Annotated in this window: 16 protein-coding genes; 10 read left to right on the top strand and 6 right to left on the bottom strand. The window is 34.7% G+C overall.

Annotated features, from left to right (window positions below):
* The first annotated feature begins 8 nt into the window (after positions 1-8).
* The 3 genes from LUA90_RS05560 to LUA90_RS05550 are packed head-to-tail and all read left to right on the top strand — an operon-like array spanning position 9 to position 2470.
* The gene (locus LUA90_RS05560; RefSeq protein ID WP_231458589.1) at positions 9-1649 is read left to right on the top strand and encodes an Ig-like domain-containing protein; all 1641 of its coding nucleotides are present in this window, start codon (positions 9-11) and stop codon (positions 1647-1649) included.
* A gap of 30 nt (positions 1650-1679) precedes the next feature.
* Positions 1680-2000, top strand: a complete 321-nt coding sequence (locus LUA90_RS05555; RefSeq protein WP_231458588.1) for a hypothetical protein — start codon at positions 1680-1682, stop codon at positions 1998-2000.
* A complete protein-coding gene (locus LUA90_RS05550) occupies positions 1976-2470 on the top strand; it encodes a hypothetical protein (RefSeq protein ID WP_231458587.1) in 495 nt (164 codons plus the stop codon). Before LUA90_RS05555 ends, LUA90_RS05550 begins: the two co-directional genes overlap by 25 nt.
* A 247-nt stretch (positions 2471-2717) precedes the next feature.
* Here LUA90_RS05550 and LUA90_RS05545 read toward each other — a convergent pair whose 3' ends face one another.
* On the bottom strand, positions 2718-3227 hold the full coding sequence (locus tag LUA90_RS05545; RefSeq protein WP_231458586.1) for a gamma carbonic anhydrase family protein: 510 nt from the start codon (positions 3225-3227) through the stop codon (positions 2718-2720).
* Positions 3228-3329: 102 nt separating this feature from the next.
* The gene (nadB, locus tag LUA90_RS05540) at positions 3330-4916 is read right to left on the bottom strand and encodes an L-aspartate oxidase (RefSeq protein WP_231458585.1); all 1587 of its coding nucleotides are present in this window, start codon (positions 4914-4916) and stop codon (positions 3330-3332) included.
* A 454-nt stretch (positions 4917-5370) separates the two neighbouring features.
* Between nadB and nadA the strand changes: the two genes are divergently transcribed.
* The 3 genes from nadA to thiL all read left to right on the top strand — a co-directional run bounded on the left by nadA (position 5371) and on the right by thiL (position 8807).
* A complete protein-coding gene (nadA, locus tag LUA90_RS05535; RefSeq protein ID WP_370634298.1) occupies positions 5371-6363 on the top strand; it encodes a quinolinate synthase NadA in 993 nt (330 codons plus the stop codon).
* Between the two features lie 80 nt (positions 6364-6443).
* Complete coding sequence (locus LUA90_RS05530) at positions 6444-7676, top strand: dicarboxylate/amino acid:cation symporter (protein WP_231458583.1); 1233 nt, start codon at positions 6444-6446, stop codon at positions 7674-7676.
* Between the two features lie 90 nt (positions 7677-7766).
* Positions 7767-8807 (top strand): thiamine-phosphate kinase, encoded by a 1041-nt coding sequence (gene thiL, locus LUA90_RS05525; RefSeq protein ID WP_231458582.1) that lies wholly within the window; start codon positions 7767-7769, stop codon positions 8805-8807.
* Positions 8808-8922: 115 nt separating this feature from the next.
* Here thiL and rmuC read toward each other — a convergent pair whose 3' ends face one another.
* Entirely contained in the window at positions 8923-10296 is a 1374-nt protein-coding gene (rmuC, locus tag LUA90_RS05520; RefSeq protein WP_231458581.1) for a DNA recombination protein RmuC, read from the bottom strand.
* A gap of 156 nt (positions 10297-10452) precedes the next feature.
* On the opposite strand from rmuC, the gene purU reads away from it, so the two are divergent.
* Positions 10453-11292, top strand: a complete 840-nt coding sequence (purU, locus tag LUA90_RS05515) for a formyltetrahydrofolate deformylase (protein ID WP_231458580.1) — start codon at positions 10453-10455, stop codon at positions 11290-11292.
* 4 nt (positions 11293-11296) lie between these two features.
* On the opposite strand, the gene LUA90_RS05510 is transcribed toward purU, so the two are convergent.
* Positions 11297-12433, bottom strand: coding sequence for an FAD-binding oxidoreductase (locus LUA90_RS05510; RefSeq protein ID WP_231458579.1), 1137 nt, complete (start codon positions 12431-12433; stop codon positions 11297-11299).
* Between the two features lie 85 nt (positions 12434-12518).
* Here LUA90_RS05510 and LUA90_RS05505 point away from each other — a divergent pair, with 85 nt between their 5' ends.
* Entirely contained in the window at positions 12519-13214 is a 696-nt protein-coding gene (locus LUA90_RS05505) for a zinc metallopeptidase (RefSeq protein WP_231490586.1), read from the top strand.
* Positions 13215-13911: 697 nt separating this feature from the next.
* Here the strand turns inward: LUA90_RS05505 and apaG are convergent.
* Positions 13912-14298, bottom strand: coding sequence for a Co2+/Mg2+ efflux protein ApaG (gene apaG / locus LUA90_RS05500; RefSeq protein WP_231458577.1), 387 nt, complete (start codon positions 14296-14298; stop codon positions 13912-13914).
* A 35-nt stretch (positions 14299-14333) separates the two neighbouring features.
* Positions 14334-15341 (bottom strand): tRNA dihydrouridine synthase DusB, encoded by a 1008-nt coding sequence (gene dusB / locus LUA90_RS05495; protein WP_231458576.1) that lies wholly within the window; start codon positions 15339-15341, stop codon positions 14334-14336.
* A gap of 43 nt (positions 15342-15384) precedes the next feature.
* Between dusB and LUA90_RS05490 the strand changes: the two genes are divergently transcribed.
* Together LUA90_RS05490 and LUA90_RS05485 are read left to right on the top strand one after the other, a co-directional pair.
* Entirely contained in the window at positions 15385-16311 is a 927-nt protein-coding gene (locus tag LUA90_RS05490; protein WP_231458575.1) for a CPBP family intramembrane glutamic endopeptidase, read from the top strand.
* Complete coding sequence (locus LUA90_RS05485) at positions 16292-16498, top strand: putative signal transducing protein (RefSeq protein ID WP_231458574.1); 207 nt, start codon at positions 16292-16294, stop codon at positions 16496-16498. The genes LUA90_RS05490 and LUA90_RS05485 overlap by 20 nt, the downstream gene beginning before the upstream one ends.
* Positions 16499-16515: the final 17 nt, after the last annotated feature.

Raw genomic sequence — 16515 nt, 5'->3', positions numbered from 1 at the left:
GCTTAAAAATGCCAAATATTAAAACACCGTATTTTAACCTAATAAATTTGATGGCTTTGGCGATTATTAGTCTATCTTTCGGCTGTGCTTCACCACAACCAATTACAGGTGGACCGCAAGACAAAACGCCACCAAAAGTTTTAAGCATTAGCCCGAAAAATCTGACAAGAAATTTTAGCGCAAAAAAAATTGTTATAGAATTTGATGAATATTTTAAAATAGTAGATGAAACTAAAGAATTTTCGATTTCACCTGAATTGGAAAAGGCGCCAATTCTAAAAATCAAAAAAAGATCATTAGAAATTTCAATTGCAGATACATTAGAGAAAAATACAACTTACACTTTAAATTTCGGTAAATCTATTGCAGATATTAATGAAAGTAATGTGCTCAAAAACTTTAGTTATGTATTTTCTACCGGTCCAGAAATTGACTCGCTTTCTTTAAGCGGCAAGGTAACAAATGCCTTAACAGGTGAAGATGAAATGGATGTTACTGTTCTTATATTTCCTTTAGAACGAGATACCCTTTTTGGTAAGAAACGCCCTTCTATTTATACTTTAACAGACAGCTCAGGAAATTATAAGCTAAATAATCTCCGTAAGGGAAAATATAAAGTGTATGCAATTAAGGAAGCAAAAGGTGGAGGAGATAAAGTATACCAACAAATTAACGATGAAGTTGGCTATTTAAAAGAGCCGGTTAACATTGAAAAGAATGTTGAAAATGTTAACCTAAGCGTTTTTAAAGAGTTATCTCCAGAATTTAGGGTTACAGATAGTAAATTAAATAACGATGGTAGCATAAGCCTCAGCTTTACACAGCAACTTAAAAATCCAGATATAATAGTAACTGAGCCTGCGGGCGTTGATGTTGGCAAAAGGCTTCGTTTTAGTAAAAACAACGATTCGGCAAAAGTATGGCTAAATGATTTAAGTTTCGACTCTATAAAAGTAGCAATTAAAGACCAGGGAAAATTATTGCAAACTGTAAATTTAAGTCGCTCGAAGAAAGATACTTACGTTAGAGATTTAACACCAACTGATAATGCTGGTGCCGGCAAGCTAAATCCACATCAACGTTACACGCTGAATTTTCCTTTACCGATTACCAGTGCCGATGAAAGTAAAATTTCCCTACTTGATGATTCCATAAAACGCACAAATTTTCAATTATTAAAAGATAGTACAGACTTTCTAAAATACTACGTTATTTTTCCATGGAAGGCAAAAAGGAATTATGATATCAAATTTGCTGCAGGTGCATTTACAGGGATTTTTAATTCTAAAAATAAGGAATTTACAAAGAAGTTTACTTTAGATGCAGCCGATAATTATGGAAACCTTGCATTAAATGTATCCGTTCCAGATACCTCAAAAAGTTATATTATCGAAATTTTGAATGATAAGAAAGTATTAATTAAATCTTATGCCATCAGATCAAACATCAAACTGAACTTTAATAATTATCCAGCTGCAAAATACTTAATAAGAGTAGTTTATGATGATAATAAAAATGGAATCTGGGATACAGGAAATCTAAAATCAGGCACTCAACCAGAAAAAATCTGGTATTCAAAAGATGAAATATCTTTAAGACCAAACTGGGATATTGAAAATAATTTAACTATACCAAATAATAATAAATAATATTATAGTAGAATATTAAATTATAAAAAAATGATAAAACTAAAAACGCTACTTAACTCAGAAAACAAATTAATTCCTTTAATCCTGATCCTTTCACTATTCACCAATGGATGTAAAAAAGAAGATGATTTCAAAACAGAAGACGATTTCAAGATTTTAATGCAAGATGACCAAAACATCAACACATTTCTAAATTCTAATAGATTACTTCTAGCTGAAGCAAAGCTTAATTCTTTAGATATTGTAGACAAAGGTATTATTAGGAAAAAACTACAGACTCTGACATTAACAATTTCAAAAAAAACGCTAAAACAAAAGAAGATGTTTTGTCATTTATTTCAAATCATCTAAATGGAGATCCAAATAAAATACTGCAATTAATTAATTCAGAAATAAAAGCAATAAGCAATTTCATTGAAAAATATCCTAACTTTAAAAAACTAACTTCTAAAGAACAATTGGATATCATATCTAATATTTTAAATAACAATAACACTGAAAATCAAATTATTAAGCTTGAAAATATTAAAAGAAATTCAAGCAAATTAATGTCACTGAACGCACCATTCACAAAATTGAATTATGCCGATGATTGCTTATACCAGCTTAATATGGCAATGAGAGAATGTGAATTCAATTTTAATTTACAGATGGCATCTGCCATCACAGTTGGCATATTAGCGGTAGTAACTACAGCAGGAATAGGGAGTGTTGTAGCTGAAATTACAATGCAAGTCGCAATTACTGCAATTGTTGTAAGCTACGATCATTGTTTAAATACTGCCGGCTATCAATTAGATCATTGTGCATCGATATCATAATATGAATTTTAATAGAGAGAAGAAATTAGCAATTAGCTTCATAATAATTCAACTAATAATTTGTTCAGTTTTTTTGATTACTGATAAATCATTAATATTTTGCTTATCAATAGTAAGTACAGCTATATTTACAATTCTAAATCAGCCAAAAAGTGTTAGTAGCTGGAAAGTTATTGCACTTATTATTGGATTTACAATAATATTATTGGCATTTATTATAACTCATCTAATGCATTATAGAAAATAATTACATAAACCAACCAGAATACATAATATAATTATCTGGTAACTTATTTAATAAAGCCCTTTGCTCATCAGTAATGGGCTTTATTTTTTTTGCAGGCGTACCAGCATACAAAAATCCGGTTTCGCAAATTGTATTTTCTAAAACAACAGAACCGGCAGCAATAATGCAATATTCTTCGATAATTGCATTATCCATAACTATTGCACCCATACCGATTAATACATTATCCTTTACTGTACAGCCATGCACTATGGCATTATGACCAACAGACACCCGATTACCAATATGTGTAGATGCTTTTAAATACGTAGCATGAATTACTGCTCCATCTTGAATGTTAGACTCATTTCCAATAGTAATGGCGTTTACATCGCCTCTAACAACAGCATTAAACCATACCGAACAATTATCGCCAATTACAACATCGCCAACTATGGTTGCATTTTCTGCAATAAAGTTATCTTTTCCAATTTCAGGGTATTTATCTTTTACGGGCAGTATTAAAGGCATAATTAAAATGTAAGATGTAAAATGGAATGTAATAAATAATTGTAAATCAGAGCTTGTCGAAGACCTATGAGTTTGCTTCGACAGGCTCAGCATGAAAAAGTGCTAAAATACAGTATCAATCAGTTCATTAGCATGAATTGGATAATCAGTAGTAAAATGCAAACCCCTACTCTCTTTACGTTGCATTGCCGATTTAATAACCAAATAAGCAGTTTGGATTACATTTCTTAGCTCACAAAGCTTAACGGAAACTTTATTCTTTTTATAAAACTCTTCTGTTTCCTGATGGATTAGAAATAAACGTCGGTGTGCCCTTTCTAAACGAAAATCAGAGCGAACGATACCCACATAATCGCCCATAATCTTTTGCAATTCACGAAGGTTATGGGTTACCAATACATCTTCATTAATTTGTGTGACACCTTTAGAATCCCACTCTGGTATATTATCTGGTATAATGTTATTCTTGAAATTTTCTACTGCATCCTGATATATTCTATGTGCAAAAACGGTCGCTTCTAATAAAGAATTTGAAGCCAAGCGATTGGCGCCATGTAAACCTGTAGATGAACATTCGCCACAAGCATACAGGTTTTTAATAGATGAACGACCATATTCATCAACTAAAATACCGCCACACATATAGTGCGATGCTGGTGTAACCGGAATGTAATCCTTCGTCATATCAATACCAATTGATAAACACTTAGCATAAATATTAGGAAAATGTTTTAAAATATCCGCTTTCTTACGCATTGTGATGTCCAGAAAAACAAAATCATCACCAGATTTTTTCATTTCATTATCAACAGCTCTGGCTACAATATCACGTGGCGCTAAAGATTTGCGCTCATCATATTCATGCATAAATTCTTCACCATTTTTACGGCGAAGCACACCACCAAAACCGCGAACAGCTTCAGATATTAAGAATGATGGATATTCTCCTGGATGATATAAAGCTGTTGGATGGAACTGAATAAATTCCATATTTCTAACTTTTCCTTTTGCACGGTAAACCATTGCCATACCATCACCTGTAGCAATTACCGGATTTGTGGTAGCAGAATATACATGTCCGGCACCACCTGAAGCCATAACTGTAACCTTTGCTAAAATCTTTTCCACATCGTTAAGCTCTGTGTTAAAGGCATATATACCGTAACAGTTAATATCTTCAGTACGTTTATCAACAAACTCACCAAGGTGATGTTGAGTGATCAACTCCAATGCAAAGTAATGTGTTAATATCTCTATGTTAGGATTTTCATGAATTTCCTGTAGCAAAACCCTTTCAATTTCGTATCCGGTGATGTCTTTATAGTGCAAAACACGATGCTCTGAATGACCACCTTCTTTAGCTAAATCGTAAAAACCAGAGTTGTCTTTATCGAAGTTAATACCATAGTCAATAATCTCCTGTATACGCTGAGGTCCTTCTTTTACAACGATTTCTACAATTTTTTTATCGCATAAACCATCGCCTGCAATCAGCGTATCTTCTATATGTTTTTCAAAAGAATCATCTTTATCTACAACAACAGCCACGCCACCCTGAGCATATTTTGTGTTAGATTCATCCTCGTTAGATTTAGTAACAATTAAAACCTTACCATACTTAGCCGCCTTAAGTGCAAAACTTAAACCCGCTATACCTGAACCTATTACCAGAAAATCAACTTTTCTCATCAATAAAAACTTTTACTTTATCCACTATGTTAACAAATATTTAATAAGTGTTAACTCTATGTCTAAATTATGCTAACAAATAAATTTGAATGTTTAAAGCTACTCTAAAAAGACAATTTGCCACAATCTTTTAGGTAATTTTTGAGCACCTTTGTACAAGTAATTAACTTTTCACACACTTATAAACAATTAACATTCCAATATTGATAAAATTTGAAGCTGTTTTTGATAGTGCTGAATATCAATCTTATGATATTACAAAAATGTAATCTAAATGTTAGTAAACGATTAACAACTTACATAAAAGAATAATTTTACGAAACTTGCCAACAATACTAACACACTAATAAACAAACAAGATCTATTTATTTAAAATACTTATTAATTATTGAGATGTGGAAACTGCTATCTTTGAGCAAGCTTCAAAACCAAATAAAATAATTGTTAAAAGATGATGGATACCTTAGAAGAAATAAATATAAAAGGATTTGTTGAGGAAGATATCGACCCAACACTTGATTTATTTGCAGAAATAGAAAAATTAAAGAAAGAGAAGAATGCAATTATCCTGGCTCATTATTACCAAGAGCCTGATATTCAGGATATAGCAGATTACATTGGCGATAGTTTAGGCTTATCTCAAGAAGCTGCTAAAACAGATGCCGAAGTAATTGTATTTGCTGGTGTGCATTTTATGGCAGAAACGGCGAAGATTTTATCGCCAAATAAAAAAGTTTTATTACCTGATGTTAAAGCTGGTTGTTCTTTGGCAGATAGTTGTCCGCCTCACTTATTTAAAAAGTTTAAGGAAAAATATCCAGATCATCTGGTGATTACCTACGTAAATTGTACAGCTGAATTAAAAGCTTTAAGTGATATTGTATGTACGAGTACAAATGCTGTTCAAATTGTAGAAAGTTTGCCTAAAGACCAGAAAATAATTTTTGGGCCGGATAGAAATTTAGGAGCATGGGTTGCAAAAAAAACGGGTAGAGATTTGGTTCTATGGAATGGAGCTTGTATGGTTCATGAAATTTTTTCTCAGGAGAAAATAACAAAGCTCAAAGAACGCCATCCAAATGCTAAATTTATTGCACACCCAGAATGTGAAGAACCTGTTTTAAGAATGGCCGATTATATTGGTTCTACCACTGGATTGTTAAAATATTCTATCAGCAACCCGGCTACAGAATTTATTGTAGCTACAGAAAGTGGAATTATCCACCAAATGGAAAAAGCTTGTCCGGATAAAACATTTATACCTGCACCACCAAATAATAGTTGCGCTTGTAATGATTGCCCTTACATGAAACGAAATACTTTAGAAAAGCTATATTTATGTTTGAAAAATAGTTCGCCCGAAGTAACTGTGCCTGAACATATTATTGAACAAGCTCGTAAACCGATTCAAAGAATGCTAGATATTTCAGCAGAATTGGGATTATAAAATGAAACCGTCATTGCGAGGAACGAAGCAATCTACTAATGAGATTGCTTCGTTCCTCGCAATGACGGAAAGCTAATTATATGAAAATAACAGAAATTCTTAAAAATTACTCAGGTCTGCTTTGGCTACTACTCGGTATAACAGTAGGTAGTATTGTGGGCTTAATTTTTGGAAAAAGCGTTGAGCGTATAAAACCACTAGGAGATATATTTTTAAACCTGTTATTTACAGCGGTAATTCCTTTAGTATTTTTTGCGGTTTCATCTGCCATTGCAAACATAGACCGTTCAAAAAAATTAGGAAAACTTTTAACCATAATGGTGCTTGTTTTCTTATCTACAATTTTAATTTCGGCTGTTTTAACCTTGGCGGCCACCTGGGTTTTTCCAATTCATCAGGAACTTGGAAACAATACATTACCACTTGAAAATGAAAAGATTCAATCTTTTGGCGGGCAAATGACGCAACTTTTAACAGTTGGTGAATTCTACGAAATTGGTAGTCGGAAGAATATGCTTGCCCTAATTATTTTTTCAGTTTTGGTTGGTTTCTCAACACTATATTCAGGAAAAGAAGGCGAAGGCTTTAAAAACTTTTTAGTATCCGGGAATGAGGTGATGAAAAAGCTCATCATCTTGATAATGAAACTAGGACCGATTGGTTTAGGAGCGTATTTTGCATACCAGGTTGGTGTTTTCGGACCACAACTTTTCGGTACTTATGCAAAAGCTTTGGGTTTATATTATGGTGTTGGGGCATTTTATTTCATTGTTTTTTTTACATTATACGCTTTTGTTGCAGGAGGTTTTAAAGCAATAAAAATATTCTGGAAGAACAACATAGTACCTTCTTTAACATCTGTAGGTACATGCAGCAGTATTGCAACGATTCCTGCAAATTTAGAAGGAGCATCAAAAATGGGTGTTCCGGCTTACATTACCAATGTTACTATCCCCTTAGGTTCAACCTTGCACAAAGATGGTTCTAGTATAAGCTCTATTGTTAAAATAGCAGTTGTTTTTGCAATTTTTGGCAAAGATTTAACTAGTGTAGATACTATTTTGTTGGCTTTGGGGATTACTGTTTTGGTAAGTATTGTTGAGGGTGGCATACCAAATGGTGGATATATTGGAGAATTACTAATGATTTCTGCCTACCAATTACCACCTGAAGCTTTACCACCAGCAATGATTATTGGAACTTTGGTAGACCCAATGGCTACGCTGTTAAATGCAACAGGTGATAATGTTGCAGCCATGCTAATTGCCAGATTTACAGAAGGTAAGAATTGGATGGAAAGTAAATTATCATAGTTAAATTGTCATCCTGAGCTTGTCGAAGAATTTGCTTATAACTTAAAATAAAATCTAGGGCCTTGCCCTTATATTACAAAATGTAAAAATATGTTTGAAAATAAAGAACGCACAGATATAAATGAATTGGGTGAATTTGGCTTGATAAAACACCTTACTACTAATTTTAAAATAAAAAATGATTATTCTGTAAAAGGAATTGGTGATGATGCAGCCGTTTTAGATTCAAAAGGAAAACAAACACTTATTTCTACCGATTTATTGTTAGAAGGTATTCATTTTGATTTAGCCTATGTGCCTTTAATGCATTTAGGTTATAAGGCCGTTCAGGTAAATTTGAGTGATATTTATGCAATGAATGGTAAGGCAAGCCAAATTACTGTATCAATAGGTTTATCAAGTAAATTTCCATTAGAGGCAGTGGAAGAAATTTACAAAGGCATTGAGCTGGCTTGCAATAAATATAATATCGATTTAATTGGGGGTGATACTTCATCGAGTAAGCAAGGTTTAGTCATCAGTATTACAAGTATTGGTTATGTTTATGCTGATAAAGTAGTCTACAGAAACGGCGCCCAAGAAAATGATTTATTATGTGTTTCTGGCGATTTAGGTGGCGCTTACGTGGGCTTACAAATCCTCGAAAGAGAAAAATTAATTTATCTTGAAAATCCTCAAATCCAACCCGATCTAGAAGGAAAAGATTACATCATCGAAAGACAATTGAAACCGGAAGCTAGGATGGATATTGTAGCTTTACTTGAAGATATGAATATTAAACCAACTTCGATGATTGATGTTTCGGATGGTTTAGCTTCTGAAATCTTGCACTTGGCAACGCAAAGCGATAAAGGAATTACAATTTACGAGGAAAAAATTCCACTCGACCCAATGACTTACGAAACCGCTAGAGAACTAGGATTAGACCCAACGGTTTGTGCTTTAAGTGGCGGCGAAGATTATGAATTATTGTTTACCATCAGTCAGGATGATTATAAAAAACTGAAACACGATGTGGACATTACAGTAATTGGTCATGTTACTGATAAAAATTCGGGTTGCAAAATGGTTTCAAAATCAGATAACGTTCATGAGTTGAAAGCGCAAGGCTGGAATGCTTTTAATAAGTAAGTAGATATAAAAAAAATAATAACACGGTCGTCATTGCGAGGCACGAAGCAATCTTAATATTATCAATGGCAATAGCTTTGAGAGATTGCTTCGTGCCTCGCAATGACGATTTTTCTTACAACTCCTCATCCAAATACTTCCCATCTATCTGTTTAGTAGCCTTAGCGCCAAGTTTCTTAATTTTTTCTGAGGTATTTACCAAATTTCCTGAACCATCTGATAATTTATTTATGGCTTTATCATATGCGTCCTGACCGTTTTTGATGTGCTTACCAATCGTTTCCATATCCGAAATAAAGCCAACAAACTTATCGTACATGCTTCCGCTTAAGCGGGCAATTTCTAGTACATTTCTATTCTGTCGTTCCTGTTTCCACATACTGGCAATGGTGCGTAAAGTAGCCAACAGTGTTGATGGACTCACAATAACAACCTTTCTATCCCATGCAAAATTGAAAAGTTCTGCATCTTTTTGTACCGCAATACTGAACGATGATTCAATCGGAACAAATAGTAAAACAAAATCTGGCGAATTAATTTTATATAAATCCTGGTAATTTTTTGAAGATAATTCCTGAATATGATTTTTAATAGAAGCTAAATGCTGTTTTACATAACCTTCACGCTCTTCATCGGTTTCAGCTGATACAGAACGTTCATAAGCAACCAAACTCACCTTAGCATCAACAACAAGATGTTTACCGTCTGGCAAATCAATAACTACGTCTGGTTGGTATCTTCCGCCTTCGGCGGATATAAGCGAAGCCTGAATGCGATATTCCTGATCCCTCACCAAACCCGAACGTTCCAAAACCTTTTCTAAAATAACTTCGCCCCAATTGCCTTGCTTTTTACTATCTCCTTTTAAAGCCTTGGTTAAATTATTGGCATCTTCCTGAATAAGTTTGCTTTGTATCTGAAGCTCTGAAATTACGCCTTTTAAAATATTTCGTTCATCCGATTCAGCTTTATAAACCTTTTCTACCTTTTCCTCAAAAGCCTTAATATTTTCTTTTAATGGATTCAAAATTAAATCCAGATTGGTTCTGTTTTGTTCTACAAAACGTATAGATTTTTCTTCTAAAATTTTATTGGCAATCAGCTCAAAATCTTTGTTAAACTTTTCCTGATTTTGGTCCAAACTCAATTGTTGAGCAGCAAGTTTTTCTTTTTCGGCCTGATAAAAAGAACGTGTGCCTTCCAGTTCGCGGTTAGCATCAGCAAGTCTATCCCGCTCCATTTGCAACTCCTCAATTAACCTTTGTTGCTCTTGCTTTAGTAATAAAGTTATGTGCTCTTTTTCTACAACTAAATTAGAGGCACGTTCGTCGGCTTTAGCCAAAGCAATTTTTAAAGATTCGTTCTCTGTTTTTAATTTCTCAAAGTCTTCTAAAGAAATTAATGGAATTGAAGTTTGTGGCTTTTTTAAAAATAAAAGTATTAATACGAGAAGAATAACAACTAATAAAATAATTCCAGTTACATCCATTTTGATAAAAATTTTAGTAAAAATCTCAAATAAAAACTATTTTGCCAAAATAATTTGCTTAATGTTACTAAGCATTTACATTTATATTCCTTTAAAAATCATTAATCTGCTAATCTGTGGCTTTGTTTTATTATAATTGATTTTCATAATAAAATAATGAGCGAATTAACAATCTTAATTTCATGCCCCGATAAAGTTGGTTTAGTTACAAACATTACGCGTGTATTGGCGGCACATCAACTTAATATAGTAGCGATGCGTGAATTTGTTGATGAAGAAAAAAAAGGCTTTTTTACTCGTATTGCCTGCACAGGTGATTTAGAAGCACCACATAAATTAAAAGAAAAACTGCTTGAGAGTTTGCCAAATTCTGCTGAGGTGAACTTAATAAACCATTCAGAAAAACAGATTGCTGTTTTAGTTACCAAAGAATACCATTGTCTGGCAGAAATTTTAGTTAAAAATCAGTTTAAAACCCTAGGTGCAAACGTTAAATGCGTAATTGGCAATTACGAAGGACTAAAAGATTTTACCGAAAGTCTGGGTATTCCATATCATTACATCTCTCACGAAAACAAAGATAAGGCAACTTTTGAAGCAGAAGTAAAAGAAGTTATCAATCAGTTTGAAGTTGATTATATCGTTTTAGCAAAGTTTATGAGAATTTTATCTCCGGATTTTGTAAAAGATTTTGCTGGGAAAATTATAAATATTCACCACTCATTTTTACCGGCCTTTATTGGTGCAAATCCATACAAACAAGCTTTTGAACGTGGCGTAAAAATTATAGGTGCAACTGCTCATTTCGTAACCGATAATTTAGATGAGGGTCCGATAATAACACAACATACAACACATATCGACCATAATTTCGGAGTAAAAGAAATGGTTCGTGCTGGTAAAGAAATAGAGAAAAAAGTGCTTTTAGAAGCCTTAGAATTGATTTTTGAGAACCGGGTTTTTGTAAGCGGAAATAAAACTATTGTTTTTAAGTAACGCCTTATAAACTTCTTAAAACCATTTCAGCAACGTCTTCACCAGTTTGGCTACCCATAGCAACGCCCATTCCGTTGCACCTAACTGCACAAAAAACGTTCGGTATTGCTTCGCTTATTATTGGTGAAAGTGTTTTGCCAAATGCCATAATGCCACTCCAGCGATAATCAATTTCAAAAGATGTTTCAGGTATAATAACTTCTCTCAAAAGCTTCTCCAAAGCATTTTGAACGTTGGTAGTTACACTTAGCTCCGTTGTTTCTTCTGCACTAAAATCGAGATTTCTACCGCCGCCAAGCAAAATTCTATCATTAATATTTCTAAAATAATAATAGCCCTTATCGTAATGGAAGGTTCCTTTAATTTTTAGGGTTTTAATAGGCTTTGTTATCAAAACTTGTCCGCGGCCGGGTGTAACATCTAAACCTTTAATTAACTTATTTACAAAAGCATTTGTGGTTACAATTACTTTTTTACAGCAGAAATTACCTTGTTTGGTTTTTACAGTCGGTCTATTTCCTTCGGTTGAAAGGCTGTCAACCTCACAGCTATTAAAAATAAACACACCTAATTGCTGCGCATATTTAATCAACCCAAACATCATTTTTCCGGTATCAATCTGCGCTTCGTAACGGTTTTCAATAATGCTTTCAACATTGCTAAAGCCAAAAGCATTTATTTTTTCATTAGCTACATAGAAGGCTTCAGGGCCAACTATATGCTTTATTAAACTGTTATAATGTTCAATTTTAACTACACATTCAGTAGACAAAATTTCATCACCAACTTTAAAAAGCTCATAGCCGCCTAATTGGTTGTAATCTATAACTTCATCGCCCAATAGCTTTCTAAGTTTCAACAAACCTTTCCAACGCTTTTCAATCAATTCTGAAAGTGCATCAGTACCACAAATACTTTCTTGTTCTATCAGTTCAGAAATGCTACCAAAACAAGCAAAACCTGCATTTTTTGTACTTGCGCCAGATGGCAAAAAGCCACTTTCTAATATTGCTACTTTTAATCCAGGCTCAGTTATTTTTAGATGAATTGCAGCATTTAAACCCACAATCCCGCTACCAATTACAATAATATCAAATTCAAAAAATGAAGTTTTTTCCCAGTAGGATAATTGCTTATTCATATTTAAAAATAGCACAAAAATGCTGTCTTTTAATATAGGATCGCTTTTTGATATATTGATAAATGAAAAACATACACAAAAGAAAATGGGAGTTTATTTAATATTAATCATCCCGGTATTATTGCTGAGCATGTTTGTGCAGTGGCGCTTTAGAAACAAGTTTTCTAAATATGCCGAGATGCAATTAAGCTCAGGTTTATCGGGAAAGGAAGTGGCAGAAAGGATGTTGCACGATAACGGCATATTCGATGTGAAGGTGATGAGTACCGAAGGACAACTTACAGATCATTATAATCCATCAGATAGAACCGTAAATTTAAGTACCGATGTTTATTACAGCCGTAGCGTTGCAGCAGCAGCTGTTGCCGCTCACGAATGTGGTCATGCTGTACAACATGCAAAATCTTACTCATGGCTAAACCTACGCAGCACAATGGTGCCGGTGGTAAGTATATCATCAAACTTACTGCAATGGGTGCTTTTAATTGGTGTAATGTTAATGGTTTTTGCTGTAACGCCAATCGTTTTGGCAATTGGAGTAGTTGGTTTAGCATTGGTAACCGTATTTAGTATTGTTACGCTGCCTGTAGAGTTTGATGCAAGTAACCGTGCTTTAGCCTGGTTAAAAAATAATCAGGGCGTAATGCAAACTCAGGAAGAAAACACGCAAGCAAAAGATGCACTTTGGTGGGCCGCAATGACTTATGTTGTTGCAGCAATAGGCGCCTTAGCCAATTTACTCTATTATGCCTCTATGCTTTTTGGCAGAAGTAGAGATTAAGATATTTTCATCTACTTATGAAGATTGATAAAGCGGTTCGGAATTAATTTTTCGGCCGCTTTTGCATTAAATAAGGTTTGTTCAACGCATCCGCATTCTTTAAATTTTTTTGGGAAACTTCCTCCTTTTTTCATGGAGCGTGTAATCTCGATTATTCGGGAGGTTGCGGGTGGTTTTTGCCAAACAGGTAGTTAGAAATTAAACTTTTTGAAGCGCAAAATCTGTGGTGCTTCGGTTATTCCAGTCCCGCCAATACTACCTACCTTCCGCAGGCAGCAATCTTTTGGCTTAGAAAGCGCATTCTGGTAACTTACGAAGTTTAATGAACATTGTGAGGGGAAACCTCTTAAGGTTGAAGAGCCAAAAGTATTTTCGTTTATGTCGGGGCAAATGTTATTACTTATGCGAACTTTCAAAAGGGTTTGTCATCCTGAGCTTGTCGAAGGAAAATGATTGTTTTTATGCCGGTAAAAAGGTCTTCGACAGGCTCAGACTGACTACTACTTAGCTTTAGGTAAAATATTAAGGATTGTGGTAATTTATGAAGATTAAGGTTTTTTCTTTGTAGCAACAGCTTTCCGCTCTAAACCCGATAGAGCTAAATAGCCCGGAGCGAGGTACGAGTGAGGACTATAAGCGATAGCGGGGCTTTCGGCCGCCAAAACCTTCTCACAATCGTTTACAAAAAATAAAAAACTTAGTTTAATCTATAAGGCGCAATCAACTGAAACTCGGGAATTTCTACTTCAAACTCAGCATCATCAACCAGGCGGTTCATTAAATATGTGCCCTGCATGCTACCCATATCGGTTTTTAAATTGCAGCCAGATACGTAAACATGGCTTTCTCCAGGCTGAATAATAGGTTGTAAGCCAACCACGCCTTCGCCTTCAACTTCGCGGCGACTGCTATTTGAATCGAAAATAAACCATTGGCGACGCATCAGCTGAACAGGATATTCAGAAAGATTAGAAATTTCTATGCGGTAGGCGAACATAAAATGTTCATTAGCCGGATTGGAATATTCTGGTTGATAGATAGTTTCTACTGAAACTTGAACGCCATCTGTAATTGCTGTAACCATGGTATTGTAACGAATATAGAAATGCCATTCAAAAATCAAGCCATTACGCCGGCGCTATTGTAGTCGGCAAATTTTTCTGCCACTTCGTCTAAAATACTGTGAATGTTTGCAATATCTGGTTCAGAAACCAGGCGCATTCTGTATGGTTTAAAATCGGGTAAACCTTTAAAATAATTTGAATAATGACGACGCATTTCAAATATTCCGGTTTTAGGGCCTTTCCACTCAATAGATTTATCTAAATGCGTACGGCAAACGTTTATGCGTTCTTCTATAGTTGGACCAGCTAAATGTTCGCCAGTTTTAAAGAAATGTTTAACCTCACGAAAAATCCACGGGTAACCGATTGCTGCTCGGCCAATCATTATCCCATCAACCTCATACTCCATTCGCCAGTTTGCTGCTTTCTCAGGGCTATCAACATCGCCATTGCCAAAAATTGGAATTTGAATACGAGGGTTGCGTTTAATATCTCTAATTAAAGTCCAATCGGCTTCGCCTTTATAAAGTTGTGCTCTGGTTCTGCCGTGAATAGTTAAAGCCTGAATGCCTACATCCTGAAGTCGCTCTGCAACTTCATAAACATTTTTGGTATCATCATCCCAACCTAAACGGGTTTTTACCGTAACAGGTAAATGCGAAGCTTTAACTACGGCTTCGGTCATTTTTACCATTTTATCAATATCGCGAAGCAAGCTAGAACCGGCACCTTTGCAAACCACATTTTTAACCGGGCAACCGTAGTTAATGTCAACTAAATCCGGGTTTGCTGCAGAAGCAATTTCAGATGCTTCTCGCATGTGTTCGATATCGCCTCCAAAAATCTGAATCCCAATTGGGCGTTCGTATTCAAAAATATCGAGCTTTTGAATACTTTTGGCTGCATCTCTTATCAATCCTTCAGAAGAAATAAACTCGGTGTACATTAAATCTGCACCATTCTGTTTACAAACAAAACGAAACGGCGGGTCGCTAACATCCTCCATTGGTGCAAGCAATAACGGGAATTCACCTAAATCTATATTTCCTATCTTAACAGACATTTTCTATCTTCAACGATTAATAAAACATACAAAGGTACAAATAATGAATGTTGTAACACCTAACAAGGAAGAAATCAACCCTTTCCTGCAATTACTTTTACTTTTATTTTACGCAATAATCGGAGCCGTAGTATTCACAATTATATCTTTTATTATTCTTTTTGGTATTTATGGTTCAGCTATAATTAAAGATTTTGCACTAATTACTTCTGGCAATCCGAAATACATTGATGCCTTAAAAATACTTCAGATTGCCACTTCAATAGGCATGTTCATTTTACCGCCAATAGCGCTTGCATTAACAAACGGAACAAAAACAACGGCCTTTTATGGGTTTAAAAAGCCTACATTCATATTGTTGATATTGGTTTTAGTGATTATGATTTTCTCTATGCCTTTAATGGAATGGACGGCAATATGGAATCAAAAAATGAGCTTTCCAAAAAGCTTAAAATGGGTAGAAGATTGGATGAAAGAAAGCGAAGCGGCCGCAATGAAAATGACCATTCAGCTTTTAACGGTTAGAAATAACTGGGATTTTATAGTTAACCTGGTTATGATTGCGGTATTACCTGCAATTGGAGAAGAATTAATGTTTCGTGGTGGTGTGCAACGCTCAATTGATAAAATGTTTGGAAATCATCATGCCGCAATTTGGATTTCAGCCATCATTTTCAGTGCCATACACATGCAGTTTTACGGTTTTGTGCCCAGAATGCTATTGGGAGCGGGTTTTGGCTACTTGTACTATTACAGCGGAAGCATTTGGTACGCCATGTTAGCCCATTTCCTAAATAATGCCTACGCCGTTTGCGTTTCATTGTATCTGCAAAAAAACAACATCCCATTAAATAAAGCCGATGAGCCTTTGGGTTTTCCTTGGTACGGCTATTTAATTAGTGCAATAATTACCATAGCTTTGTTTAAATTTTTTAAAGATACAGCACAACGTGAGCGAAAATTGGGTTAAAGTATATACAACAAGCGATGCATTTGCCGCAGAAGTTTTAAAGCAAGGATTAATTGAGGAAGATATTCCGGCCGTAATCATGAACAAGCAGCTTTCTGCTTACAATATTGGCGAAATTAATGTGCTGGTAAATAAAGCCGATTTCGATAAAGCCATTGAGTATATTGTTAAAAACGAAATTGATTAGCGCTTTGCCAATCTATT

The organism is Pedobacter sp. Leaf170, assembly GCF_920984665.1.
Taxonomy (GTDB): domain Bacteria; phylum Bacteroidota; class Bacteroidia; order Sphingobacteriales; family Sphingobacteriaceae; genus Pedobacter.
Note: the sequence above shows the minus strand (reverse complement) of the source record. Positions and strands in the feature narration are given on the sequence as shown.